22 protein-coding genes are annotated in these 22,885 nt (G+C 74.3%); 9 read left to right on the top strand and 13 right to left on the bottom strand.

From position 1 onward, the window contains the following. Nucleotides 1-79: 79 nt before the first annotated feature. The 3 genes from O4U47_RS12125 to O4U47_RS12115 are packed head-to-tail and all read right to left on the bottom strand — an operon-like array spanning nucleotide 80 to nucleotide 2,911. A complete protein-coding gene (locus O4U47_RS12125) occupies nucleotides 80-1,594 on the bottom strand; it encodes a hypothetical protein (protein ID WP_270677918.1) in 1,515 nt (504 codons plus the stop codon). After that, nucleotides 1,591-2,517 carry an ATP-binding cassette domain-containing protein gene (locus O4U47_RS12120; RefSeq protein WP_270677917.1) on the bottom strand — a complete coding sequence of 309 codons (927 nt, stop codon included), beginning with the start codon at nucleotides 2,515-2,517 and terminating at the stop codon, nucleotides 1,591-1,593. The genes O4U47_RS12125 and O4U47_RS12120 overlap by 4 nt, the downstream gene beginning before the upstream one ends. 4 nt (nucleotides 2,518-2,521) lie before the next feature. Beyond that, nucleotides 2,522-2,911, bottom strand: coding sequence for a hypothetical protein (locus O4U47_RS12115; RefSeq protein WP_270677916.1), 390 nt, complete (start codon nucleotides 2,909-2,911; stop codon nucleotides 2,522-2,524). A 1,254-nt stretch (nucleotides 2,912-4,165) separates the two neighbouring features. Here O4U47_RS12115 and O4U47_RS12110 point away from each other — a divergent pair. The 5 genes from O4U47_RS12110 (at nucleotide 4,166) to O4U47_RS12090 (ending at nucleotide 8,827) form a co-directional block, all read left to right on the top strand. Next, complete coding sequence (locus O4U47_RS12110; protein WP_270677915.1) at nucleotides 4,166-5,863, top strand: ATP-binding protein; 1,698 nt, start codon at nucleotides 4,166-4,168, stop codon at nucleotides 5,861-5,863. A gap of 343 nt (nucleotides 5,864-6,206) precedes the next feature. Then, the gene (locus O4U47_RS12105) at nucleotides 6,207-6,626 is read left to right on the top strand and encodes a roadblock/LC7 domain-containing protein (RefSeq protein ID WP_270677914.1); all 420 of its coding nucleotides are present in this window, start codon (nucleotides 6,207-6,209) and stop codon (nucleotides 6,624-6,626) included. Then, nucleotides 6,623-6,982: a DUF742 domain-containing protein gene (locus O4U47_RS12100; protein WP_270677913.1), complete on the top strand. Its 360-nt coding sequence runs from the start codon at nucleotides 6,623-6,625 to the stop codon at nucleotides 6,980-6,982. The genes O4U47_RS12105 and O4U47_RS12100 overlap by 4 nt, the downstream gene beginning before the upstream one ends. Beyond that, nucleotides 6,963-7,586: a GTP-binding protein gene (locus tag O4U47_RS12095; RefSeq protein ID WP_270677912.1), complete on the top strand. Its 624-nt coding sequence runs from the start codon at nucleotides 6,963-6,965 to the stop codon at nucleotides 7,584-7,586. The genes O4U47_RS12100 and O4U47_RS12095 overlap by 20 nt, the downstream gene beginning before the upstream one ends. Continuing rightward, nucleotides 7,583-8,827 (top strand): cytochrome P450, encoded by a 1,245-nt coding sequence (locus O4U47_RS12090; protein ID WP_270677911.1) that lies wholly within the window; start codon nucleotides 7,583-7,585, stop codon nucleotides 8,825-8,827. The genes O4U47_RS12095 and O4U47_RS12090 overlap by 4 nt, the downstream gene beginning before the upstream one ends. A 50-nt stretch (nucleotides 8,828-8,877) precedes the next feature. Here the strand turns inward: O4U47_RS12090 and O4U47_RS12085 are convergent, their stop codons facing one another. Continuing rightward, on the bottom strand, nucleotides 8,878-10,095 hold the full coding sequence (locus O4U47_RS12085; protein ID WP_270677910.1) for a cytochrome P450: 1,218 nt from the start codon (nucleotides 10,093-10,095) through the stop codon (nucleotides 8,878-8,880). A gap of 280 nt (nucleotides 10,096-10,375) precedes the next feature. Between O4U47_RS12085 and O4U47_RS12080 the strand changes: the two genes are divergently transcribed. Continuing rightward, nucleotides 10,376-11,884, top strand: a complete 1,509-nt coding sequence (locus tag O4U47_RS12080) for a serine/threonine-protein kinase (RefSeq protein ID WP_270677909.1) — start codon at nucleotides 10,376-10,378, stop codon at nucleotides 11,882-11,884. Nucleotides 11,885-11,910: 26 nt separating this feature from the next. On the opposite strand, the gene O4U47_RS12075 is transcribed toward O4U47_RS12080, so the two are convergent. The 4 genes from O4U47_RS12075 to O4U47_RS12060 all read right to left on the bottom strand — a co-directional run bounded on the left by O4U47_RS12075 (nucleotide 11,911) and on the right by O4U47_RS12060 (nucleotide 15,804). After that, nucleotides 11,911-13,140 (bottom strand): globin domain-containing protein, encoded by a 1,230-nt coding sequence (locus O4U47_RS12075; RefSeq protein ID WP_270677908.1) that lies wholly within the window; start codon nucleotides 13,138-13,140, stop codon nucleotides 11,911-11,913. A gap of 157 nt (nucleotides 13,141-13,297) precedes the next feature. After that, a complete protein-coding gene (locus O4U47_RS12070) occupies nucleotides 13,298-13,753 on the bottom strand; it encodes an RrF2 family transcriptional regulator (protein WP_270677907.1) in 456 nt (151 codons plus the stop codon). Between the two features lie 177 nt (nucleotides 13,754-13,930). Further along, on the bottom strand, nucleotides 13,931-14,407 hold the full coding sequence (locus O4U47_RS12065; protein ID WP_270677906.1) for a TetR/AcrR family transcriptional regulator: 477 nt from the start codon (nucleotides 14,405-14,407) through the stop codon (nucleotides 13,931-13,933). 143 nt (nucleotides 14,408-14,550) lie between these two features. Beyond that, nucleotides 14,551-15,804 carry an MFS transporter gene (locus O4U47_RS12060; protein ID WP_270677905.1) on the bottom strand — a complete coding sequence of 418 codons (1,254 nt, stop codon included), beginning with the start codon at nucleotides 15,802-15,804 and terminating at the stop codon, nucleotides 14,551-14,553. A 168-nt stretch (nucleotides 15,805-15,972) separates the two neighbouring features. On the opposite strand from O4U47_RS12060, the gene O4U47_RS12055 reads away from it, so the two are divergent. Beyond that, on the top strand, nucleotides 15,973-16,167 hold the full coding sequence (locus O4U47_RS12055; RefSeq protein ID WP_270677904.1) for a hypothetical protein: 195 nt from the start codon (nucleotides 15,973-15,975) through the stop codon (nucleotides 16,165-16,167). A 105-nt stretch (nucleotides 16,168-16,272) separates the two neighbouring features. On the opposite strand, the gene O4U47_RS12050 is transcribed toward O4U47_RS12055, so the two are convergent. Further along, nucleotides 16,273-17,193, bottom strand: a complete 921-nt coding sequence (locus O4U47_RS12050) for a helix-turn-helix domain-containing protein (RefSeq protein WP_270677902.1) — start codon at nucleotides 17,191-17,193, stop codon at nucleotides 16,273-16,275. 170 nt (nucleotides 17,194-17,363) lie between these two features. Here O4U47_RS12050 and O4U47_RS12045 point away from each other — a divergent pair, with 170 nt between their 5' ends. Both O4U47_RS12045 and O4U47_RS12040 read left to right on the top strand, forming a co-directional pair. Continuing rightward, nucleotides 17,364-18,404 carry an NAD(P)-dependent alcohol dehydrogenase gene (locus tag O4U47_RS12045; RefSeq protein ID WP_270677901.1) on the top strand — a complete coding sequence of 347 codons (1,041 nt, stop codon included), beginning with the start codon at nucleotides 17,364-17,366 and terminating at the stop codon, nucleotides 18,402-18,404. 144 nt (nucleotides 18,405-18,548) lie between these two features. After that, a complete protein-coding gene (locus O4U47_RS12040) occupies nucleotides 18,549-19,841 on the top strand; it encodes a D-arabinono-1,4-lactone oxidase (RefSeq protein WP_270677900.1) in 1,293 nt (430 codons plus the stop codon). A gap of 100 nt (nucleotides 19,842-19,941) precedes the next feature. Here the strand turns inward: O4U47_RS12040 and O4U47_RS12035 are convergent, their stop codons facing one another. From O4U47_RS12035 to O4U47_RS12020, 4 genes are all read right to left on the bottom strand, one after another. Then, complete coding sequence (locus O4U47_RS12035; RefSeq protein ID WP_270677899.1) at nucleotides 19,942-20,592, bottom strand: DinB family protein; 651 nt, start codon at nucleotides 20,590-20,592, stop codon at nucleotides 19,942-19,944. A 146-nt stretch (nucleotides 20,593-20,738) separates the two neighbouring features. Next, complete coding sequence (locus O4U47_RS12030) at nucleotides 20,739-21,017, bottom strand: MoaD/ThiS family protein (protein WP_270677898.1); 279 nt, start codon at nucleotides 21,015-21,017, stop codon at nucleotides 20,739-20,741. A 4-nt stretch (nucleotides 21,018-21,021) separates the two neighbouring features. Further along, nucleotides 21,022-22,122, bottom strand: coding sequence for a beta propeller repeat protein (locus O4U47_RS12025; protein ID WP_270677897.1), 1,101 nt, complete (start codon nucleotides 22,120-22,122; stop codon nucleotides 21,022-21,024). A gap of 72 nt (nucleotides 22,123-22,194) precedes the next feature. After that, nucleotides 22,195-22,851: a winged helix-turn-helix transcriptional regulator gene (locus O4U47_RS12020; protein WP_270677896.1), complete on the bottom strand. Its 657-nt coding sequence runs from the start codon at nucleotides 22,849-22,851 to the stop codon at nucleotides 22,195-22,197. Nucleotides 22,852-22,885 lie beyond the last annotated feature (34 nt).

Raw genomic sequence — 22,885 nt, 5'->3', positions numbered from 1 at the left:
CCGACCGCCTGCCCGGAGCCGCCTCGGCCCGGTCGGGGGCAACCTTAGGGCGTCGGCGGCGACCCGGCGAGGGCGGACCTCACGCACGTGCGCGGCGCACGCGGTCGACCGCGACCGCCCCCGACAGCAGCACCGCCGCCGCGCCCGCGGTCACCGCGCTCGATGCCGGGTCCGGGGTGTGCATGCCCATGTAGTCCGCCGCGTCGATGGCGTTGACGGCCATGTACCACAGGATCGGGTACAGCACCTGGAAGAGCATCGGCGTACGGCCGAGGGTCCCCAGCAGCAGGGCCAGCGCCGGGACGAACGCCGCGCCCGCGCACCACGCGGCGACGGCGGCGGTGTCCCCCGCGGCCGCGGCCCTGAGCAGTGGGCCCGCGCCGACGAGCGCGGACAGCGCGGCCCCCGCCGCCCAGCCCGCCAGCAGCCTCGCCACCGGGCGGGGGTAGGACTCCACCAGCCCCTCCACCCCGGACGCGATCGCCGACGTGCCGATCCGCGACCACACCAGGGCCGGCCAGATCCACGCCACCGGAAGCAGCGCCGTTCGCCCGGCCTCGGGCGGGAGCACCAGCCCGACCAGCAGCAGCCCCCCGGCACCCAGCCACCACCACGCCGACACCCCGGACACCAGGATGCGGAACTCGGCCCCCACCAGCGTGCGGGGCGCGGGCAGCAGCGCCGCCGGGTCCGCGGCCCGGAGGCGGCCGCCCAGAAGCCGCCCGCCGACGGCCCCGGCCGCACCCGCGCCCGTGGCGTCGGTCCGGGCCATGCGGAACCACACCCCGCACAGCGCCACCGCGGCGACCGCCCCGGCGACCAGTGCGGCCCGGTCGGCGAGGAAGCCGCCGCCCAGGTCCAGCCCGGCCCACGGGAGCGGCGTCAGCGGGTCGTCCACGTAAGTGAAGCCCAGGCTGAACTCGCCGACCTCCACGTCGGTGCGCTCCGCCCCCTCCCCGAAGGCCGAGGCGAAGGCCCGCGTGCCGATCCCGGAGAAGGAGGATCCGCCGCTGTTGCCGAGGAACACGAAGGCGCCCCACACGGGGATCCACACCAGGTTGCCGAAACCCCCGCGCAGCCCCGGGACGGTGTCGAAGACCAGCGCCGCCGCCGCGACCGCCGCCATCACCGGAAGCGTGATGAGCAGGAACGGCAGGAGCAGCCCGGCGGGGTCCGCAGCGGCGTCCTCGCCCCGCGCCCACCACATCACCACCGCCACCCCGACCAGCACCGCCGCCATCGAGACGAGGACGGCGACGTTGCTCAGGTACTTGCCCGCCAGGTAGGCGGGCCCACGCAGCGGGGCCGTGGCCAGAACACGGCCCACCCCTGTCCGGCGGTCCCGCTCGACGGAGCCGCGCACGACGTAGAACCCGCCCAGGGCCAGCCACAGCGCGCCCGCGAGGGCGACCACCGCGCCGACATAGGCCATGTCGTAGACCCCCCGGAAGCCCCCGGCGTCCACGACGGTCCAGTGACCGTCGGCCGCCGGGACCGCCAGGTAGGCCAGGCCCGCCGACGCCAGGAGGGTCATCGCGTACGACGGGCGGCGCACGCGTTCGCGCAGGTCGCCCGCTGCAAGTCGGAGGATCATCGCGGCGCCCCCGGGGAGGGCGCTCGGTGGGCGGCGGCGGGCGCGGGCCCAGAGGCGGATGCGGAGCCGGAGACGGCGGCGCGGTAGACGTCCTCCAGCCCGGCCTGGAGCGGGACCGCGTCGGACAGCGGCCGCTCGGGCGCGACCAGGCGCACCCGCACCAGCTCGCCGTCGCGGACCGACCGGACCACGGGGAAGCGCGCGCCGACCGAGGGCAGCGCCACCGGGTCGACCAGGGCCTCCCACACCTGCCCGGCCGCACCGGCGACCAGGTCGGCGGGGCGCCCCCGGAGGACCAGGCGGCCGGCCGCGACCACCGCCACCTCGGCGGCGATGTCCTCCACGTCCGGAACGATGTGCGTGGACAGCACCACCGCCCGCTCCGCCGCCAGGTCGCTGAGCAGGGCGTGCAGGCGCGCCCGCTCCTCGGGGTCGAGACCGGCGGTGGGCTCGTCGAGGATGATCACGCGCGGATCGTTGACCAGCGCCTGGGCGATCCCGACCCGGCGCAGCATGCCGCCCGAGTAGCCGCCCAGCCGCCGGTCCGCGGCGGCCCCGAGCCCGACCAGGTCCAGCAGCTCGCCGATGCGCACGCGCGCGGCGCGCGCACCGACCCCTTTGGCGGCGGCGAGGTAGGAGAGGAATTCGCGGGCGGTCAGGTTCGGGTAGAAGCCGAAGTCCTGCGGCAGGTACCCGAGGGTGCGGCGGAGGGCGCGCGGGCGGGCGGAGGCGTCGGCGCCGTCCAGCAGCACCCGGCCCGAGGTGGGCCGGGCGGCGGTGGCGGCGATCCGCATCAGGGTGCTCTTCCCGGCGCCGTTGGGGCCGAGCAGCCCGAGCACGCCGGGGCGCAGGCCGAGGCTGATCCCGTCGACCGCGCGGTGGCCGCCCCGGTAGACCTTGGTGATGTCGATGAGGTCGAGCACGGGGTCACTCCCCTTTCAGGTCGGTCGGCTCGCCGTCGCGGAGCACCCGCACCCCTTCGGGGACCTCCACGCGGAAGCGGTCGTCGTAGACGCAGACGCCGCTGCAGGAGTTGTCCAGGCGCAGGGTGCCGTCCTCCAGCGACCAGGCGGAGGTGACGTCGGGGTCGCCCCGGGTGTCGATCCAGCGGGTGACCTCGACGTCGCCGCGGTCGGCCGCGACGAGGTCGGTGGGCGTGCCGTCCGCCTGGACGTCGAGGACGTCCCCGTCGAAGGGGAAGGTCGTGGTCTCGGGCTCGGCCTCGGTGGCGTCCGGAAGGCTGCAACCGGAGGCGAGCACGGCGGCGGCGACCGTCACCGCCGCCGCGGCGCCGGTTCGGCGAAGGAGTGTGCGCATGGGCCCACTCAACCGAGCGGAGCACCGGACGGGCACTACGACCAGGGATGCGATGGGGGTAGGGGTTTCCCTACCGGCGCCGTCGGGCCGATCGCGAAGAGCGTTGCGCGAATGCGCTCCCGCCTCTGGCATTTCACCCACCATTTTCCCCGCTAATACCGGCCGACCTGCGGAATCGGCGGCCGCACCCGCACACCGTTCCTGGGGAAGGCAACGACGAAAAAAAGGGGGAGATCCGCGCTGCGGCGTTGTCGGGCGACAGGCGTGTGCGCGGTCACTGTGTTCGGCTGCGACGGAGAAAGAGGGGCGGTTCCCCGGCCCTGCTTGCCGGGCGGCAGGCCCACACGGTCCGGGTAGGCGGCACAGCAGGTACCCCGCTCACGGACGCCACCCGTCCACGCGCAGCGCATAGCGGGCATACCGGGCACCGAACACCGGATCGGCCATCCAGCGCTGCGGAAGGACCGCCCCGGAGGGGATCATGCGGTGGAAGCGCCACCTCCGCCGCCCGGGGGCGCCTGCGGAGCCTCGAATGGGACCGGAAAGCGGACACCCCAGGCACACCTGGCCCGATTCCCGCTACCGGACGCCTCGGAGGGCCCCGGGGCAACGAGTGTGCATCTTCGACCACTCTCGTGCGCCCCGTGTGCACTTTTCTGCACCCTGGATGCCCGACCCGGCGTTCGCGCGCCCGGTATGCCCGGTATATGCCACCCGGTCGACCCTCTCCGCGATGATCTCGACGAGGGTGCTGTCAAGACCGCCGGAATGACAGCACTCTCGTCGAGATCATCGCCGGGAGGCCCGCCGGACGGGTAGCCGCCCCCGGGGAACCGCTCCGCCCACGCCGTCGCGCCCTCCGGTGACCGCGCGCACACCTGGAAGCCGACAACGCTGCCGCGAGGGCCGCCCACCTGTCCTCGTCGCCGCCCTCTTCGCAGCGCGCCGAGCGCCCTCGGACGGGAATCTCCTCGATTCCCTTTTCCTCCCGTTCGGGACGGTCATCACTCACACCGCGGGATCTGCTCGCCCTGTCCCCAACCGCGGGGATCGGGTAATAGGATGCTCACCGCGTCACCGGCGAACAAGCCCGGTAAATGCCGAATCAGCATGCCCGTGTGCCGCACACCTATCGGATCGATGGTCTGCGGCCGCGAAGAATACGCAGCGCAGGGCCCCGCCGCCCGGACCCGCCCCCACCGGTCCGGCACGCCTCGCCCTGCCGCGCGCGCGGCGACATGTGGAAGGTGATCGATGTCGGATCGGACGCCCGACCCCGCCCCGGGCGGCCCCGGCCCTGGCCGCTGGCGCGCCCCCGCCGCCGCGGCGGCCGCAGCCATCGGCGGCGCCGTCCTCTGGGGCGCCGTCGGCTTCGCCGTCCCCGAGGGGCGCTTCCTGTTCCTGGTGGCCGCCCTGGCCACCACGGCCTTCGCGGCCACCGCCTGCCACCTGGCGGTGCGGTTCGCCGACGCCGCCGAGCGCGGCGCCGCCGAACGCGACCGGGCCCAGCGGGAGCTGCGCGCCGCCCGCGAGGAGCGGGACGCCGCCCTGGAGCGCGTCGAATCCGGCCGCCGGGACCTGGACGACCTGGCCTCCCGGGTGCTTCCGGGCGCCGTGGCCCGCCTCCGCGACGGCGCCACCGCCCCCCCCGTGCTGTCCGAGACCCCGGCCCCCGGCGACGAGGACCACCGCCGCCTCCTCGAACTGCTGGTCCGCGAGATCGCGGTGGGCGAGCGCCGCCGCGCGGCCGCCCTGGCCGCCTGCGCCAACGCCGCCGGCCGGGTGCAGGCGATGAGCACCCGCACCCTCGCCGAGCTGCGCGACATGCAGGACCGCTGCGACCCCGACATGCTCGGCGACCTGATGCGCGTCGACCACAACACCTCCCAGGTGGGCCGGGTCGCCGACAGCATCGCCGTCCTGACCGGCGCCCGCACCGGCCGCCGGTGGACCAAGCCGATCCGCATGGAGAGCATCCTGCGCGGCGCCATGGGCCGGATCAGCGCCTACCGCCGCGTGCGGCTGCACTCCAGCAGCCGCTCGGCCGTCGCCGGGTACGCCGCCGAGGACGTCATGCACGCCCTGGCCGAGCTCATGGACAACGGCACCCGCTTCTCGGCCCCCACCGAGGAGGTGCACGTCTACGTCGAGGACCTGAACAACGGCGCGGTGTTCACCGTCGAGGACGCCGGCCTGGGCATGCGGCCGCAGGCGCTCACCCGCGCCGAGCTGGCGGTCTCCCGCACCGAGCCGCTCGACCTGACCCGCCTGTCGGGCTCACGCCTGGGCCTGGCCGTGGTGGGCCAGCTCGCCCGCAAGCACCGGATGAACGTCTTCTTCCGCCCGTCCTCGCGCGGCGGCGTGGGCGTGGTGCTGCGCCTGCCCAACCACCTGCTCACCTCCGCCCGGGAGGACCCGCTTCCGGCCCCGGTGCGCAACGGCTCCCCCGCCCCGGGGCAGGCCGCGCCGGACGTCCGCCCCCTGCGAGCCGCCCCCGCCGATGCCCCCACCGACGCGCCCGCCGCCCCTCCTGCCGACGCGCCCGTCGGGACCGCGCCGGAGCCGACCGCTCCGGAACCGGCTGCTCCGGAGCCGATCGCCCCGGCCCCGGCCCCGGAGCCCGCCGAGCCGCACCCCGCCGCACCCGCCGGGGACACCGGTACGGGCCCCGCGCCGGGCGCCGCCCCCAAGCGTCCGCTGCCGAAGCGGCCCCGGGGCGACAGCCTGCGCTCGGACCCCGACATCTCTGCGGGCTCCCGCAGCGCCCCGGCGGCCCCCACCCCAGCGCTCCCCGCCTCCGACGGCGGCCGGGAGCCGCGCGCCGGGCTGGGCAGCCGCTTCGGCGCCTTCCAGCAGAGCCGCCCCCGCAACCACCGGAGCGGCGACACCGGCCCCCTTCCGCTGCGCCCCTCCACCCCCCGAAAGGACGAGGACGCCGAAAGGGGCGGTTAGGGGGTGTTGTGTGGATCATGGCCGTAGCGAGCGGCGTCCAGGTGCGTTCATCGCGAGAACGCTGTGTTTCCCGAAAAGCAGGGGAGTCAGCCTGGGTGCGCTGTCGACCGATGAGGACGCAGCGAGGGGCGTGCCCGGGCGTCGCGCAGTAGGTCGTGATCCACACAACACCCCCTAGGCGCCCCTCCTCGGACGCCGTCCGCCCCACGGCCGACCGGGAACCGCCCCGCCCCCCCCCGACGGCCGCCTCCCGGCACGGCGCGGGAGGATCCGGGACGGCACGAGGAACCCCGCCCCCGCACCGCCGCCCCCGCCCGACCGGACGACAGATAGGAGTGAGCGCATGGACGCCACCGATTCCTCCCTCGAATGGACGCTGGAGAGGCTCGTCGGGGAGACCCCCGGCGCCCGGCACGCGCTGGTGCTCTCCCGCGACGGCCTCAAGCTCTGCCACACCCCGGGGCTCACCGCCGACAAGGCCGACCAGCTCGCCGCCATCGCCGCCGGGGTCCAGGCGCTGGCCGGGGGCGCCTCCGCCGAGTTCGGGGACGGGACCGGCGGGGTGCGCAGCTCGATGACCGAGTTCCACGGCGGCATCCTGTTCATCGTCGAGGCCGGGCCCGGCGCGCACGTGGCGCTGATCGCCGCCGAGGACGCCGACAGCGGGCTGATCGGGCACAACCTGGAGGAGATCGTCGAGCAGATCGGCGCCTTCCTCACCGCTCCGCCCCGGCACGCCGCCTCCGGCGGCCCGGCGGTATGAGCCCGCACGCGCTCGACGGGGAGGACCCGGACCGGCTGTACACCGTCACCGGCGGGCGCAGCCGCGCCGAGGACACCGGCCTGGACCTGGTCACCCTCGTGGTGAGCGAATCCGACGCGGCCCCCGGCATGCAGTCCGAGCACGCCCGCATCCTGCGCATCGCCCGCCGCCCGACGTCGGTGGTGGAGCTCTCCGCCGACCTGGCGCTGCCGGTCAGCGTGGTCAAGATCCTCCTGGCCGACCTGCTGGACCGGGGCATGGTCTCGGCCCGCCACCCCTCCTCGGCCACGGCCGGGGCGCGGCTTCACGACCCGGACTTCCTGAGGAAGGTGCTCGTTGGACTCAGCAACCTCTGACCCCGGGGCCGCCGCACGCCCGCCGCTGCGGTCCACCGCCTCCGACGGGGTGAAGATCGTCGTCGTGGGCGGCTTCGGTGTCGGCAAGACCACCATGGTCCGCGCCGTCAGCGAGATCCGCCCGCTCAGCACCGAGGAGGTGATGACGCAGGCGGGCGTCGGCGTGGACGACACCGCGGGCGCCGGCGGCAAGACGACCACCACCATCGCCTTCGACTTCGGCCGGATCAGCCTGGACGAGGAGCTGGTGCTCTACCTGTTCGGCGCGCCGGGCCAGAAGCGCTTCTGGTTCCTGTGGGACCAGCTCTTCTCCGGCACGCTGGGCGTGGTGGTGCTGGTCGACGCGCACCGGGTCGAGGACTCCTGGTACGCCGTGGACCGGCTGGAGCACCACGGCATCCCGTTCATCGTCGCCCGCAACCGGTTCGAGCCGGTCGCGCACACCCTGGAGGAGCTGCGCGAGGCCCTCGACCTGCCCGATTCGGTGCCGGTCGTGGAGTGCGACGCCCGTGACCGCGAGTCGTCCAAGCAGGTGCTGCTCTCGCTGGTCGACCACCTGTACGCGCTGTCCTCCGCCCCGTCCGCCCGGGAGACCGCATCGTGACCGCACCCTTCTCACCGACCGACCCGCCCGCCGCCGATGAGCGCGTGCCCTTCTACGGGGAGCGCTTCCAGCGGGACGCCACCGCCATGTACGCCCAGATGCGGCGGGACCACGGCCCGGTCGTGCCGATCCTGCTCGACGGCGACCTGCCCGCCTGGCTGGTCCTGGGGTACCGGGAGGTGCACCAGGTCACCGAGGACTCCGAGCTGTTCGCCCGGGACACCCGCCGGTGGAACCAGTGGGAGGAGGTGCCCGACGACTGGCCGCTGATGCCGTACGTGGTGCACAACCCGTCGGTGATGTTCACCGAGGGCGGCGAGCACCGCCGCCGTGCTGGGGCCATCGGCGACGCGCTGTCCGACGTGGACCAGTTCGACCTGCAGCGCTCGTGCGAGCAGATCGCCGACCGCCTGGTGGACGAGTTCGCCGGGAGCGGCCAGGCCGAGCTGATCTCCCAGTTCGCCCAGCGCATCCCGATCGCGGCGGTGGCCGGGATGTTCGGCATGCCCGAGTCCGAGACGCCCGACCTGGTGCGGGACGTGGCGCTGTCGCTGGACGTGGGACCCGAGGCGATGCCCGCGTACGCGCGGGTGCAGGAGGCCATGGCCCGGCTGGTGGAGCGCAAGCGGGCCGAGCCCGGGATGGACGTGCCCTCGGTGCTGCTGGAGCACCCGGCGGGGCTGTCCGACGACGAGATCGTGCTCGACCTGCTGGTGGTGACCGCGGCCGCGCAGCAGCCCACGGCCAACTGGATCGGCAACACGCTGCGGCTGATGCTGACCGACCCGCGTTTCGAGATGACGCTGACGGGCGGCCGGGCCAGCGTGGGGCAGGCGCTGAACGAGGTGCTCTGGCACGACACGCCCACCCAGAACTTCATCGGGCGGTTCGCCGCCCGCGACACCCGGCTGGGCGGGCGCCGGATCCGCGCCGGGGACCTGCTGGTGCTGGGGCTGGCGGCGGCCAACGCCGACCCCAACGGGAGTCTGGGGCCCGACGTGGACCTGCAGGGCAACCGGGCGCACATGTCGTTCGGGCACGGCGAGCACGGGTGCCCGTACCCGGCGCCGGAGGTGGCCGAGGTGATCGCCCGCAGCACCGTGGAGGTGCTGCTGGACCGGCTGCCCGACACCGAGCTGGCGGTCCCGGCGGAGTCGCTGGCGTGGCGGCCGTCGGTGTGGATGCGGGGCCTGGAGAGCCTGCCGGTGCGGTTCACCCCCGCCTACGTCTCGGGGCGCTAGCGCGGGACCGGCGCGTCCGGCCGCCGCCGGGCGCGCCGGTCCCCGCGCGCTCAGCCCGCCGGGGTGAAGACCACCGGCAGGGTGAGCGGCCCGCGGGTGAACAGGCCCTCCTCCTTCGGCTCGTGGCCGTCGGCGACCCGGACGTCGGGCATCGCGTCCAGGAGGTCGTTCACGCCGACCTCCACCTCCGACTTGGCCAGCAGGGCGCCCACGCAGAAGTGGCGGCCCAGCGCGAAGGACAGGTGGTGGGCGGCGGCCGAGAACGCCGTCTCGGTGGGCAGGTCATCGCGGAAGATGTCGAAGCGGTCGGGGTCGGCGAAGCGCCGCGGGTCCCGGTTGGCCGCGCCGATCAGGCAGGTGAGGGTGGAGCCCGCGGGCACGGTGCCGGTGCTCAGCTCCACGTCCTCGGCGGGCTGGCGCATGATCATGTGCACCGGCGGGGTGTGGCGCAGGGTCTCGGCGAAGGCGCGGGTGACCAGCGACCGGTCGGCGCGCACCGCCTCCATCTGCTCGGGGTGGGCCATCAGGTTGCGGAAGACGGCGGCGATGGCCTTGTCGGTGGTCTCCCCGCCGGCGGCCAGCAGGAGGCTGACGAAGGCCTTGATGTCCTCGTCGCTCATCACGGTGCCGTCCACCTCGGCGGTGCACAGCTGGGAGAGCAGGTCGTCGCCGGGGGCGTCGCGGCGCTCGCGGATGATCGGGATCATGTACGCCGCCAGCTCGTCGCGCGTCCGGATCCCGTCTGCGGCGATGTCCGGATCCTGGGCCAGGTTGCTCAGGAACGCGATGATCGAGGAGTACCAGCCCTGGAAGCGGTCGTGGTCGGCGCGGTCCAGGCCGAGCATGTCGACGATCACATTGATGGGGAAGCGGCGGGCGAAGTCCTTCACCAGGTCCGCCTCGCCTTTGTGGCGGAACCGGTCGACCAGCTCGGCGGAGTTGCGCTCGATGACCGGCCGGAACCGCTCCTCCAGTTCCTTGCCGCGGAAGGCGGGGGCCACCAGCGCGCGCCGGACGGCGTGCTCGCGCCCGCTCATCTGCAGAATGGTGCGCCCGTGCACCGGCTCGAGCTGCCAGCCGTAGTTCTCGGTGGTGAAGACGGGGTCCTTGAAGGCCCGGGAGACGTCCTCGTAGCGGGAGACGATGTGGCTCTGGGTGGCTTCGTGCCAGTAGAGGGGGGCCTCGTCCAGCATGGCGCGGTAGGCCGGGTAGGGGTCTTCGGCGAATTCCGGGGAGAGGAGGTCCGGAAACCCGTGCACGGAGGTCATGGTGCTCCTTCAGGCGTCGATTCCCGCACAGATTAACCATCCCACCTCTGATCCGAAAGAGCGGATCGTCTGAATTGACGGAATCGCGCGTGGCCGCTACACGCGCATTTCGGTCACCATTGTCTCCCCTTTTCGGAGCGGAAAGGTGCGGAGGGCGCACACGGCCCGGCGGCACCGCCGCCGGGCGGGGGCGGGGGGAAAGCGGCGCCGGGGTCTGGCCGCCCGCGCCCGAACGGTGGCATGATGGCTCGACCTTCCACTTCGGACGGACGGAGGCGCGGTGACCGGTCCCCCCACGGTCTCCCCCCATCGTGTGGGCCCCTACCGCCTGCTCTCCCGGCTCGGCGGCGGCGGGATGGGCGAGGTGTTCCTCGGCCGCTCCCCGGGCGGGCGCCCGGTGGCGGTCAAGGTGGTGCGCGCCGAGCTGGCCGCCGACCCGCGGTTCCGCAAACGCTTCACCGCCGAGGTCGAGGCGGCGCGGAAGGTCGGCGGGTTCTACACGGCGCAGCTCGTCGACTCCGACACCGCCGCGGAACGGCCCTGGCTCGCCACCGCCTACATCCCCGGCCCCTCGCTGCACGAGGTGCTCCAGACGCGCACGGCGCTGCCGGTGGCCTCGGTGGCGGTGCTCGGCGCCGGACTGGCCGAAGGGCTCGCCGCGATCCACCGCTGCGGCCTGGTGCACCGCGACCTCAAGCCCGCCAACGTGATCCTGGCCGACGACGGGCCGCGCGTCATCGACTTCGGGATCGCCCGCGCGCTGGACGCGACCAGCACGTCGATGACCCGCACCGTCATCGGCACCCCCGGATTCCTCTCCCCCGAACAGGCGCGCGGGAAAGAGGTCGGCCCCCGGTCGGACGTGTTCGCCCTGGGGTGCCTGCTGGCGCTGGCCTCGTCCGGGGACCCGCCCTTCGGCACCGGAGCGACCGAGGCGGTCGTCTACCGGGTCGTCCACGAGGAGCCGGACCTGGAAGGCGTGCCGAGCCGGCTCGCCCCGCTGGTGCGGCGCTGCCTGTCCAAGAAGGCGGACGACCGGCCCGACCTGGAGAAGCTGGTCTCCCGGCTGAACGGACTGGCCGGGCAGGAAGGGCGGACGGAGGCGGAGGGGTGGCTGCCGGACGACGTCACCGAGGTCATCCGGGCCCGGACGACGCGTGTGGCCGCCCCTGTGCCGGAGGATCCTCCGAAGAAGACGAAGAAGGACGGCGGGGACGGCGGGAAGAGCGGCGCGAAGGACGGGCTCCGCGAGGGGAAGGGGGCCGCGGCCGCGAAGAAGCCCGTGAAGAAGCCGGCGCCGAAGCCCTCCTCCGGGAAGCCGTCCGCAAGCGCGTCGGACAAGGCGCGGCCCGCGCCGCCTCCGAAGAAGCCCGCCGGACCGGGCCAGAAGCCCGGCACCGGCGGGTCGAAGCCTCCCGACGGGAAGAAGGACGAGGCGAAGGGCGACGATTCGACGGGGTTCTGGCTGGGCATGGCCGCCGTCGCCCTCGGGGTCGCCTACGTCGCCGTCGCGCCCGTGTCCCTCGTGATGAGCAGTGTGCTCAACGGGGGGACCGACAATGTGGCGATCGGCGACTGCATGGCCTACGTCTCCGACGACGACGGCGGGGAGTGGGTCGAGGTCCCCTGCTTCGCGGCGGCGGCGACCACCACCGTCGCGTGGAAGTACACGCAGTCCTCTCCGTCCGATCCGTCCGACTACTCCCCGACCCCGGCGGCCTGCGGCGCCGCGTCGTTCTTCCCCGTGGTCAACGGCGAGACGGTCTGCCTCGCCCCGAACGACGACTGACGCCGTGCGGCCGCTCCCGTGATCCGTCAGCCCTGGGGCAGCCACATGTCCGGGCCGAACACCTCGTAGTGGATGTTCCGCGGCGGGACACCGCGCCCGAGGAGGGACTCGCGGAGTGTGCGCATGAACGGCAGCGGACCGCACATGTACACGTCCGCGTCGGCGGGCACGTCGACGCGGCCCGGGTCCATGAGCCCGGGGAGCACGCGCGCGGCACCCCCTCCCCCGGTCCCGTCCAGGTCCTGGGCGCCTTCCTCGTACCAGAAGACCCGTTCGGCGGAGGGCAGGCCGTCGACCAGTCCGGCCGTCTCCTCCCGGAGGGCGTGCGCCCGGGGTGAGCGGTCGGCGTGCAGGAGCAGCACCCGTCGGCGGCTGCCGGTCTCGGCGAGGTGGTGCAGCATCGCGGCGACGGGGGTGCATCCGATCCCGGCGGAGGCGAGGACCACCGGGGCGTCGCCGTCCTCCAGGCGCACGTCGCCGAAGGGCGCCGAGAGGGTGAGGCCGTCTCCCTCCCGCACCGTGTCGTGCAGGAGGGTGGACACCTCCCCCGCCGGGGGCGCGCCGTCGGGGCCGCCGCGCTCGGCCTTGACGGTGATGCGGCGGAGGCGGCCGCCGAGCGCCCCGGACAGCGAGTACTGGCGGAGCTGGTGCACGCCGTCGGGCATGCGCACGCGCACGCTGACGTACTGGCCGGGCCGCGCGGGCGGGAGGGGGCCGTCGTCGCCGGGACGGAGGGTGAAGGAGACGACGTCGGGCGCCTCGGGGGTGCGGCGGACCACCTCCCACCGGCGCCAGGTGCGTCCGCCGTGGGCCCCGGCCTCGGCGTAGAGCAGCGCCTCCCGGGCGATGAGGGCGCCGGCCATCAGCCAGTACACCTCGTCCCAGGCGGCCGCGGCCCCGGGGGTGAGCGCGGAGCCGAGCTCTTCGGCGATGGCGGCGAAGAGGTACTTGTGCACGATGACGTACTGGTCGTCGGTGACGCCGACGGCGGCGTGCTTGTGGGCGATGCGCCCGAGGATCGCGTCGGGGCGCTCGTCCGGGCGCTCCAGCAGGGCGGTGGCGAACCCGGCGATGGACGCGGCGAGCGCGCGCCGCTGCCCGCCGTCGGCCTGGTTCCCCCGGTTGAACAGGCCGTCGAGCAGCTCGGGGCGGTCGCCGAGCATGGTGTCGTAGAAGCGGGCGGTGATGGCGTCCAGGGACGCGGCGACCGCGGGCAGGGTGGCGCGAACGGCCGCGGCCGACTCGGCGGAGAGCATCGGACCTCCTCGTGGGGGTTTAAATTTGCATCCCAGATGCAAATTACAACCCGTGTCCGGCGCCTCCCCACCGGGGCGGGTGGTCGGTCGATCCGGCAGCTCACGCGCCCCGACCGGCGCGGCCCGGCGGTTCAGGCCGGCGGCACGGCCCGGCGGTTCAGGCCGGGAGGTCCGCCTGCCCGACGGGACCGGGCAACCCGATGAGGACCGGGCCCGCCGGGTCGGCCACGAGGTCCTCCACGGTGACGGGGTCCAGCGACGCCATGAACGCTTCGCGCGCCCGTGCCAGGGCCGTGCGCAGGCGGCACGCCGACCGCAGCGGGCACGGCGGGTCGTCCTCGCAGCCCACGACGTCGCCCTCCCCTTCCAGGGTGCGCACGATCATCCCGACCGACGCGGAGCGGCCCGCCGACGTGAGCCGGAGCCCGCCGCCCCTCCCCCGCCGCGCCTCGACCAGCCCCATCTCCGAGAGCCGCGCCACCGCCTTGGCCGCGTGCGTGTACGGCACCGAGATCGCCCCGGCCACATCGCGCGTGGTCAGGGATTCCTCCCCGGCCACGGCGAGGCGCATCACGATCCGCAGTGCGACATCGGTGAATGAGGTCAGGCGCATACGCCCACGGTATGCGCAGCGCAGGCCGCGAGGAGGGGACCGGCGATGGTGCCCGCCGGGGTGACGGCGGCGAGCGCCTCCGATGGATCATGACGATGGCACCGGCCCGACCGCCCGCCCCCCCCGGGGACACGCGAGGCGCCCGCCCGTAAAGGTGCGGCCGGCGGCCTGCTCCCCTTATTCAGGCGCGGGAAGGACGTCGGCGAGAACCGCCTCGAACTCCTCGGCGCTCGGCTTGGTGTCGGTGAGGAGGGTGTGCAGGAGGAGGCCGTCGATGACGCCGGCCACGACGGTCTCACGGACGGGGTCGCCGGTGTAGGCGCGGGCGAACGCCCGCACCGCCGCCAGCCACCCGTCGGTGGCCTCGCGCAGGTGCGGCTGCCGCGCTGCGAGGAGGAAGAGCTCGTACTCGGCGAGCAGCCGCCCGGAGTCGGCGGCCACCTCGGACAGCAGGAGGGCCAGGTCGCGACGGCGGTCACCGCCCGAGGAGAGGCGGCGCATCCGCTCCGCGTCCTCCTCCATGACGCTGGTGAGCGCCGCGGTGAGGATGTCGCCCAGCCCGCTGAAGTAGTACGTGGTCGCGGATGTGGGCAGTCCGGCCTCCCGGGAGACCGTCCGGTGGCTCACACCGGCGACCCCGTCGCGCTCGATCACGCGCAGAGCAGCCTCGATCAGCGCCTGTCGTCGGCGCTGTCCTTTGATCCTGCGCCCGTCCGTGGTGGGCCCGGCCTCGCTCAGCGTCTCCTCCTCCGGGGCGGGCGGGGCCGCTGACGGCGGCCCCGCGCTTTCGGTCCGTTCTACCCGATGGGGTCCCGCGCGCGGTCCCCCTCCTCAGGCCGCGCCTCCCCGCGCACGGCGTCGGCGCGCCGCACCGCCCGTCCGAGCATCGGCAGGCAAACGGCGACAATGACGACGATGAGGGCCCCGGCCGCGACCGTGACGAGGAATCCGGCGGTGGTCCCCGCCCGCTCCACCGCCAGGCCCGCGGCGAACGTGCCGGTCGCGGTGCCGATGGTCAGCCCGGTCAGCGCCCATGTCATGCCCTCGGTGAGCGCCGAGGGCGGCACCACCTTCTCGATGAGCGTCATGACCAGGATCATCATGGGCGCGAAGAAGACCCCGGCGAAGAACACGGCGGCCGAGAGCGTCCAGATGTCGCCCACCAGTAGGAAGGGCAGGGTGGTCAGGCCGGTCCCGGCGACGGCGGCGAGGAGCGCGCGCTGGGGCCTCCAGGGCAGGTTCAGGGCCCCGAAGGCCAGTCCGGAGATCGCCGATCCCAGGGCGTAGGCCGACAGCACGATGCCGGTGGCGCTGGGCACTCCGAGGGACTCGGCGAAGGCGACCGCGACGACGTCGACGGCGCCCACGATGATGCCGCCGGCCAGCAGTGTCAGGGCCAGCACGACCAGCGGGAGGCTGCGGATCGCGCCCGCGCCCCGCGTGGTCTCGTCGGCACCGCGGACCGGCGGCTCGGTCGAGCGCTGGGCCGCGAACAGCAGGACTCCGACCGCCAGGAAGGCCGCGGAGGCCAGCGGTCCGGCCTGGGCGAAGGCCATGGTGCTCAGCACGACCGACAGCGCCGGGCCGGTGATGAAGGTGAGCTCGTCGGCGACCGACTCGAACGAGTAGGCCGTGTGGAGACGGGGTGAGCTCCGGTAGAGCTCGGTCCACCGCGCACGGGCCATCGCGGACATGCTCGGCATGCAGCCCGCAGGCACGGCGGAGGCGAAGTAGGTCCACGCCGGGAGCTCGAGCTGCACGCACAGCAGCATCAGGCACAGGCCGGCCACGCTCACTCCGGCGGCCAGGGGCAGGATCCTGCGCTGGCCGAAGCGGTCGGCCAGCCGGGAGACCTGCGGCGTGATCACGGCCATGGACAGCGTGAAGGTCGCGGCGACGGCGCCGGCGAGGGCGTAGTCGCCCGCGGTGATCGACAGCATCGTGATGATGCCGATGTTGGTCATCGCCACGGGCATGCGCCCGAGGAGGCCCGCGGCGGTGAAGCCCTTGGCTCCGGGGGCGGCGAAGATCTGGGCATAGGGGTTGGGCACGGTCGGCTCCTCGTGCTCGCCAAGAAACTGGGACGTTCGTCCCAGAAGTATGCGCGCCAACACGATCCCCTACAAGCCCTCGGTTCGTGACGTGGCACACCGGCGCCCGCACCGGCCCAGACGGGGCGCCGCCCACCGCAGACCGAGCCGAGAGGGCAGCGGCGACGCATGGGATCAGGAAGCGGCGACGACGAACGTCGGCGGCCCGACCTGGAGCGCTGTCGGCTGCACGGTGTCTGCGTGGTCACCGTGATGGGCGGCGGCTCGGCGGACGGCAGGCAGGGCCGGGGAGACGACCCGCTCATGCCGTCGCCGCCGACCACCCCGCACCCCGGCGACCCGCCACCCGGCCAAGGACCGTGAGCGGGGTACCCGGCGAGTCGCGTCCGCCATCTGGAGTGCTACGAAGGACATGCACGGCCGCGTACGCCCGCGCAGCCCGGGCTGCGCGGGCTGCGCGGTGCAGGTTCAGGCCCGGCGGGCCGCTTCGCCTGCGCGGGTGGCGTCGGCGCCCCAGCCGGTCACCAGGCGCAGGGCCTCGGCCGACGGGGACTCCGGTTCGGCGTGGTACACCACCAGCGCCTGGTCCTGGTCCTCGGGCAGGCGCAGGGTCTCGTAGGACAGCGCCATCTCCCCCACCAGCGGGTGGTTGAGGATCTTGGACCCGAACCCCTTCTCCTTGACATCGTGGGCCGCCCACAGCCTGCGGAAGTCGTCGCTCTTCACCGACAGCTCCCCCACCAGGGCGGACAGCTGCGGGTCGTCCGCGTAGCACCCCGCGTCCATGCGCAGATAGCTGACCACGTCGGCCGCCTTGCCCTCCCAGTCGACGAACAGCTCGCGGTACTCCTCGCACAGGAACACCTGCCGGGCCCAGTTCCGCTCGCGCACGGGCAGCTCGCCCCAGTCGCCGAAGACCGCCGCCGCGGCGCGCGTCCAGGCCAGGATGTCGGACCTGCGGCCCACCACGTAGGCGGGCACCCCCTCCAGGGTGTGCAGGAGGCTCCGCAGGCCGGGCCGCACCTTCTGGGCGGACGCCGCCCGCCGCGCCTTGTGCTTCTTGGGCTTGGCCAGATGCACCAGGTGCGCGTACTCGGCGTCGCTGAGCCGCAGGGCGCGCGCGATCGCCTCCAGCACCTCGGCGGAGACGTTCCGGCCGTTCCCCTGCTCCAGCCGCGTGTAATAGGCCACGGAGACCCCGGCGAGCTGCGACAGCTCCTCGCGGCGCAGACCGGGGACCCGGCGCCGGTGCCCGAAGCGCGGCAGGCCCACGTCCTCGGGCGTGAGCCGGGCGCGGCGGCTGCGCAGGAACTCGCTCAGCTCGGCGCGCCGGTCCAAGGGCTGCTCGGCGGGGTCGCCGACGGGACCGCCGGCGGAGTCATCGGTCATGTACTCCAGTATCGGTGCCGTCGGCGCCATATGCCTGACACCGCCGGTGGTAGGCACGGCGAACGTACGAAAAGCGGATGTCTGGGCCCGTTCCCCCTCGGAAGGGACGATCGTCGGTGCCCGGCCCCTGAGGGCCGGAGCGTCCCGTCCTCAAGAGGAGAACGACCTAGATGACATCCGTCGCCGCCTACGCGGCCCCCGCCGCGAAGGCCCCGCTGGAGCGGACCACGATCGAGCGCCGCCCCGTCGGCGAGAACGACGTCCGGATCGAGATCGCGTACGCGGGCATCTGCCACTCCGACATCCACCAGGTGAACGAGGGGTGGGGCGAGGCGATCTTCCCGATGGTCCCCGGGCACGAGATCGCCGGTGTGGTCGCCGAGGTCGGCCCCGGCGTCACCCGGTACGCCGTCGGCGACCGGGTCGGCGTGGGCTGCTTCGTCGGCTCCTGCCGCACGTGCGAGTTCTGCCGCCGGGGACTGGAGCAGTACTGCACCTCCGGCATGATCGGCACCTACAACGCCCTGGACGAGAACGGGGACCCCACCTACGGGGGCTACTCCGAGCAGATCGTCGTCGACGAGGCCTACGTGCTGCGCATCCCCGACGCGCTGCCCCTCGACGCCGCCGCGCCGCTGCTGTGCGCGGGCATCACCACCTACTCGCCCCTGCGGTACTGGGGCGCCGGCCCGGGCAAGCGGGTCGCGGTCGTCGGCATGGGCGGCCTGGGCCACATGGGCGTGCAGCTCGCGCGCGCGATGGGGGCCGAGGTCACGGTGCTCAGCCAGTCGCTGCGCAAGAAGGACGACGGGCTTCGGCTGGGGGCGGGCCGGTACTTCGCCACCAGCGACCCGGAGACCTTCACCGAGCTGGCCGGCGCCTTCGACATCGTGCTGTCCACCGTGTCGGCGCCGCTGGACATGAGCGCCTACCTGGGCCTGCTGAAGACCGACGGTGTGCTGGCCAACGTCGGCGCCCCGGAGGAGCCGGTGTCGGTGAACCTGTTCGCCCTGATGGGCGGCCGCAAGAAGATCGCGGGCTCGCTGATCGGCGGCATCGCCGAGACCCAGGAGATGCTGGACTTCTGCGGCGAGCACGGCATCACCGCCGAGATCGAGCTGATCCGCGCCGACGAGGTCAACACCGCCTACGACCGCGTGGCCTCCAGTGACGTGCGCTTCCGGTTCGTGATCGACACGGCCACCATCTGAGCGCCCGGCATCCCCTGAGGGCGGCCCCGGGACGGAGTCCCGGGGCCGCCCGCGTGTCGAACGCCGGACGCGGCCGAAGCGCGCGCACCGCCCTGCGCGAGACTGGTCACCGCCCCACCCGTCCCCCACCGAATCGGAGTGACGATGCCCCTCACCCCGCCCTCCCGGCTCCCGGTCGCGAACTGGGCGCGCAACGTCGCCTACGACCGCGCACGGTCCCACCGGCCCGAGTCGGTGGAGGAGCTGCGCGCGCTGGTGCGCGACAGCGACCGCGTCCGCGCCCTGGGGAGCGCCCACTCCTTCTCCCCGCTCGTCGCCGCCGACGGCGACGTGGTGTGGACGGACGCGCTGCCGGGCGAGGCCACCGTCGACGGCGGGCAGGGCGGTCCCGCGACGGCGACCGTCGCCGCGACCATGACCTACACCGACGTCTGCGCCGCACTCGACAAGGCCGGCCACGCTCTGGGGAACCTCGCGTCGCTCCCGAACATCACCATCGCCGGTGCGTGCGCGACGGCCACGCACGGCTCTGGCGACACCCAGCGCTGCCTGTCCGCGTCCGTCCGCGCGCTGGAGATGGTCGGACCGCAGGGCGACCTGGTGGAGATGAGCCGGGAAACGCACCCCGACACCTTCCCCGGCGCGGTGGTCGCCCTGGGGGCGCTCGGGATCGTCACCCGTATGACGCTGGACGTCGAACCCTCCTACGCCGTCTCCCAGCGGGTCCTGCTCGACGTTCCGCTCGACGAGCCGATGCACCGTTTCGACGAGGTCTTCGGCAGCGCCTACAGCGTCAGCGCGTTCACCGACTGGGACAGCGGCACCGCCCGCCTCTGGCTCAAGGACCGGGTCGGGGAGGAGGCGCCGCGAGTCCGGGCCGGTGGTCGGGCCGCCCGGGAGCCCGTCCACCCCGTTCCGGGCCGGGACCCCGGCGAGTGCACCGGGCAGCTCGGGGTCGGCGGTCCCTGGCACGAGCGCCTCCCCCACTTCCTCCACGCCGCCGCCGGTTCCGTCCCCGACGGCTCGGGCGACGAGCGGCAGTCGGAGTACTTCGTGCCGCGGGCGAACGCCCCGGCCGCCATCGAGGCGCTGCGCGGGATCGGGCACCTTCTGGAACCGGTCCTCTCCACCTCCGAGGTGCGCACCGTTCGGGGCGACGACCTGTGGCTGAGCCCGGCCTACGGGCGCGACTCCGCCGCGTTCCACTTCACCTGGGTGAGCGACGAGGAGGCGCTGCAACCGGTCATCGCGGAGGTGGAGGAGCGCCTGCTGCCGCTGGGGGCGCGCCCGCACTGGGCCAAGCTCACGCGGCTCGCGCCGGGGGAGGTGTTCGGCCTCTATGAGCGCTCCGCCGACTTCAAGCGGCTGGCCGGGGAGCTCGACCCGGCGGGCACGTTCCGCAACCCCTTCGTCGACGCCCTGCTCGCCGACGCCTGACCCGGGGCCGTGGGCCCCTACGGTGTGTTCATTGGAGGCCTTTCGATCAGCGAGCGTCGTTCTGGTGGTCGCGAGCCGGAAATGATCCGAGAAACACCCCCTAAGGCCGGGCGCGGGACACCCCCTGCCGCCACCGCGGGTCCCGGCCGGTGAGGGCCGCCAGCCGGTCGGCCGCCCCCGCCCAGGGCGGGGGCGGGACCGGGGCGTCGAACAGTTGGTGGCGGGTGGCGTCGGTGACCACCAGGGGCACCACCGGGAGCAGGTCGGCGGCCAGGTCCGGCGCCACCGGGGACGGCGCCCCGCAGGCCGCCGCGATGTCCCAGGCGTGCACCGCCGCCTCCAGCGCCCCGACGCCGGCCAGCGCCGCGGCGCCCAGGGCGCGGTCGGCCACCGCGGCCCCGCCCCCGGGCGCGGGCAGGCGCAGCAGGCGGCAGGCCCGGATGCGCACCTCGGAGATGGCGTCGTGGTCCGCGGCGGTGGTCGGGAAGAGGGCGACCCGCCCCTCCCCGAAGCCCTCGCCCAGGGTGTCCAGCGAATCGGCGGTGTGCAGCAGGAGCATCTCCAGGTTCCACGACGCGCAGGGCGTGGGGCGGCCGAAGAGTTCGGGCCGGGCGTGCTGGGCGGCCCGCAGCACGGCGCCCACGGCCCGTTCGAGCAGCGCATAGGCATGATCGGGGACGAAACCGCCGGGGCTCGCAGCCCCGCCGCCCGCGTCCGTTCCGACGGCGTCCCCGCCGACCCTGTGCACCATGGCCGCTCCCCTCACGGTCCGTTGTCGCGCGCCCACAGGGGTAGGACTCCGCGGGCACGCGAAAATCGCCGGTGGCGGACGGGATTTCTCCGCCACCGGCGGGATTCCGGTGGGCGCGCGGTGCCCGGCGGTTCGGCCCCGGCGGTTCAGCCCCCGGCGACCGAGGGCAGGATGCGCACCTCCGCCCCGTCGGGGACCGGGGTCTGCAGGCCGGACACCGCCCGGCACTCGTCGTCGCCGACGAACACGTTGACGTAGCGGCGCAGCGCCCCCTGCTCGTCGCGGACCCGGCGGTCGAGCCGGGGGTGGCGGTCGGCCAGCGCGTCCAGGACCCCGCGCAGGTCCGGGGCGGCGGGCAGGTCGACGCGTTTGGCGCCGCCCGCGTCGGACTGGAGCACCTGGGGGAGGATCACCGTCACGGCCACGGCCCTACACCTCCGCCGCGCGCACGCACAGCACGTCCGGCAGGTGCTCGGCCACCGGGTGCCAGCGCCCGTCGGAGTCGGTGGTCGCGTACACGTCCCCCGCGCGGGTACCGAAGTAGAAGCCCGGGTCGTCGGCGCCGTCGGTGCAGGCGCCGTCGCGCAGCACGATCCCGAAGTAGGGGCCGGTGGGCAGCCCGGCGTCGTAGGCGCCCCACGAGCCGCCCGCGTCCTCGGTGCGGAACGGCCGCAGCCGGTGGTCCGGCGGCAGGTGGCAGGCCTCGCTGATGACGGGGAAGTTCAGCGCCGTTCCGGGCCGGTGCGGGTGGGCCACCATGGCGAACCCGAAGTCCGACGGCAGCCCGTCGGCGATCGGCGCCCACCCGGCGGCCGGGTCCTCGCTGCGGAACACCCCGTGGTGGTTCTGCAGGTAGAAGGCGCCGTCGGGGCCGACGGAGACCTTGTGCACGCACTGGCCGTACTCGGGCACCTCCTCCGGCATGAAGGTGGTGGTCACGCCCTTGTTGGCGGGCTCCCAGGAGGCCCCGGCGTCGCGGGTCTGGTAGACGCCGCCGGTGGACATGGCCACCGTCATGGCGCGCGGATCCGAGCCCTGGGCGGTCACCTTGCCGGGGATGATCGTGTGGATCGCCCCGCCGCCCGCGCCGGGGAACCAGTCCTTGCGGTGCGGGTGGTCCCACAGCGCCCGCACCAGCTCGAAGTGCTCGCCTCCGTCGGTGGAGCGGAACAGCGAGTGCGGCTCGGCGCCCGCGTAGACGGTGCCCGGCTCGTCGGTGAAGGCGAACTGCCATGCCCGGGTGAAGGACTCCTCGGCGTCCTCGGGCAGGGCGATGGGGCGCTCCTCGGGCTCGTTCCAGGTGGCGCCGAGGTCGTCGCTGTACCAGACGCTGGGCCCGAAGTGGGAGCTCTCCGCCCCGGCGAGCAGGCGCCGGCCGTGGGGGTCGATGCCGACGGCGTAGACCCCCATCATGTCGGTCCAGGACTCCTTGTCGAGTTTGAGCGGGCCGCTGACCTCCCAGGAGCGCCTGTCGTCGCTGGTGGCCTTGAACAGCCCCTTCCGGGTGCCGATGAGCAGCAGATACGGCATGTCGATCCCCTTACGGTGAGTCGTAGGCCACACCTTCGCACGGGGGAACGACAAACGAGACCCGCGTCACGCTCAAGACGGGGTAAACTCCCCGGCCCCCAGGGCACGGGCGATCGAGCCGTCCCCTTCGACGGCGGCCTCGCCGCGCGCCACGGCCTCGGCCGGGGTCAGGGCGCCCCGGACGATGCGTACGCACGCCTCCTCGCTCAGCACGAGCACCGCGTCGGGCCGTTCGGCCGGACCGTCGCCGTAGCCGCCCTCCCGGCCCCCGGGCCCCGCAGGACGCACATGGAACACGCCGGTCTCCAGGCGCACCTCCACCGTCCCGGAAGCGCCCGGGCAGGCGCGCTCCACCACGCCGAGCAGCGGCGGCGCCAGCCAGTGCGCCCGGAACGCGTCGGTGGGGCGGCGCTCTTCGAGCGCGGGGGCGCCCCAGTCGGCGAGGGCGCGCAGCACCGGCAGCAGGGCTCGGCCGCGCCCGGTCAGCTCGTAGAGGGCCGCGCCGCCGCGCGGGGTGAGCGGGCGGCGCGCGACCAGGCCGTCGCGCTCCATGTCGCGCAGGCGCGAGGCGAGCACGTCGGTGCTGACGCCGGGCAGGTCGGCGTGCAGGTCGGTGTAGCGGCGCGGCCCGGCCTGGAGCTCGCGCGCCACCAGGAGGGTCCACCGTTCACCGACGGCGTCGAGGGCACGGGAGACGGCGCAGTACTGGTCGTAGCTTCGGCGCGGCATGCGTCTCAGTGTAGACAATGAGTTGGACTTTCCA

Origin of the sequence: Nocardiopsis suaedae (assembly GCF_027706745.1) — a bacterium.
Classification (GTDB): domain Bacteria; phylum Actinomycetota; class Actinomycetes; order Streptosporangiales; family Streptosporangiaceae; genus Nocardiopsis_A; species Nocardiopsis_A suaedae.
This window is presented reverse-complemented; position numbering and strand designations above follow the sequence as displayed.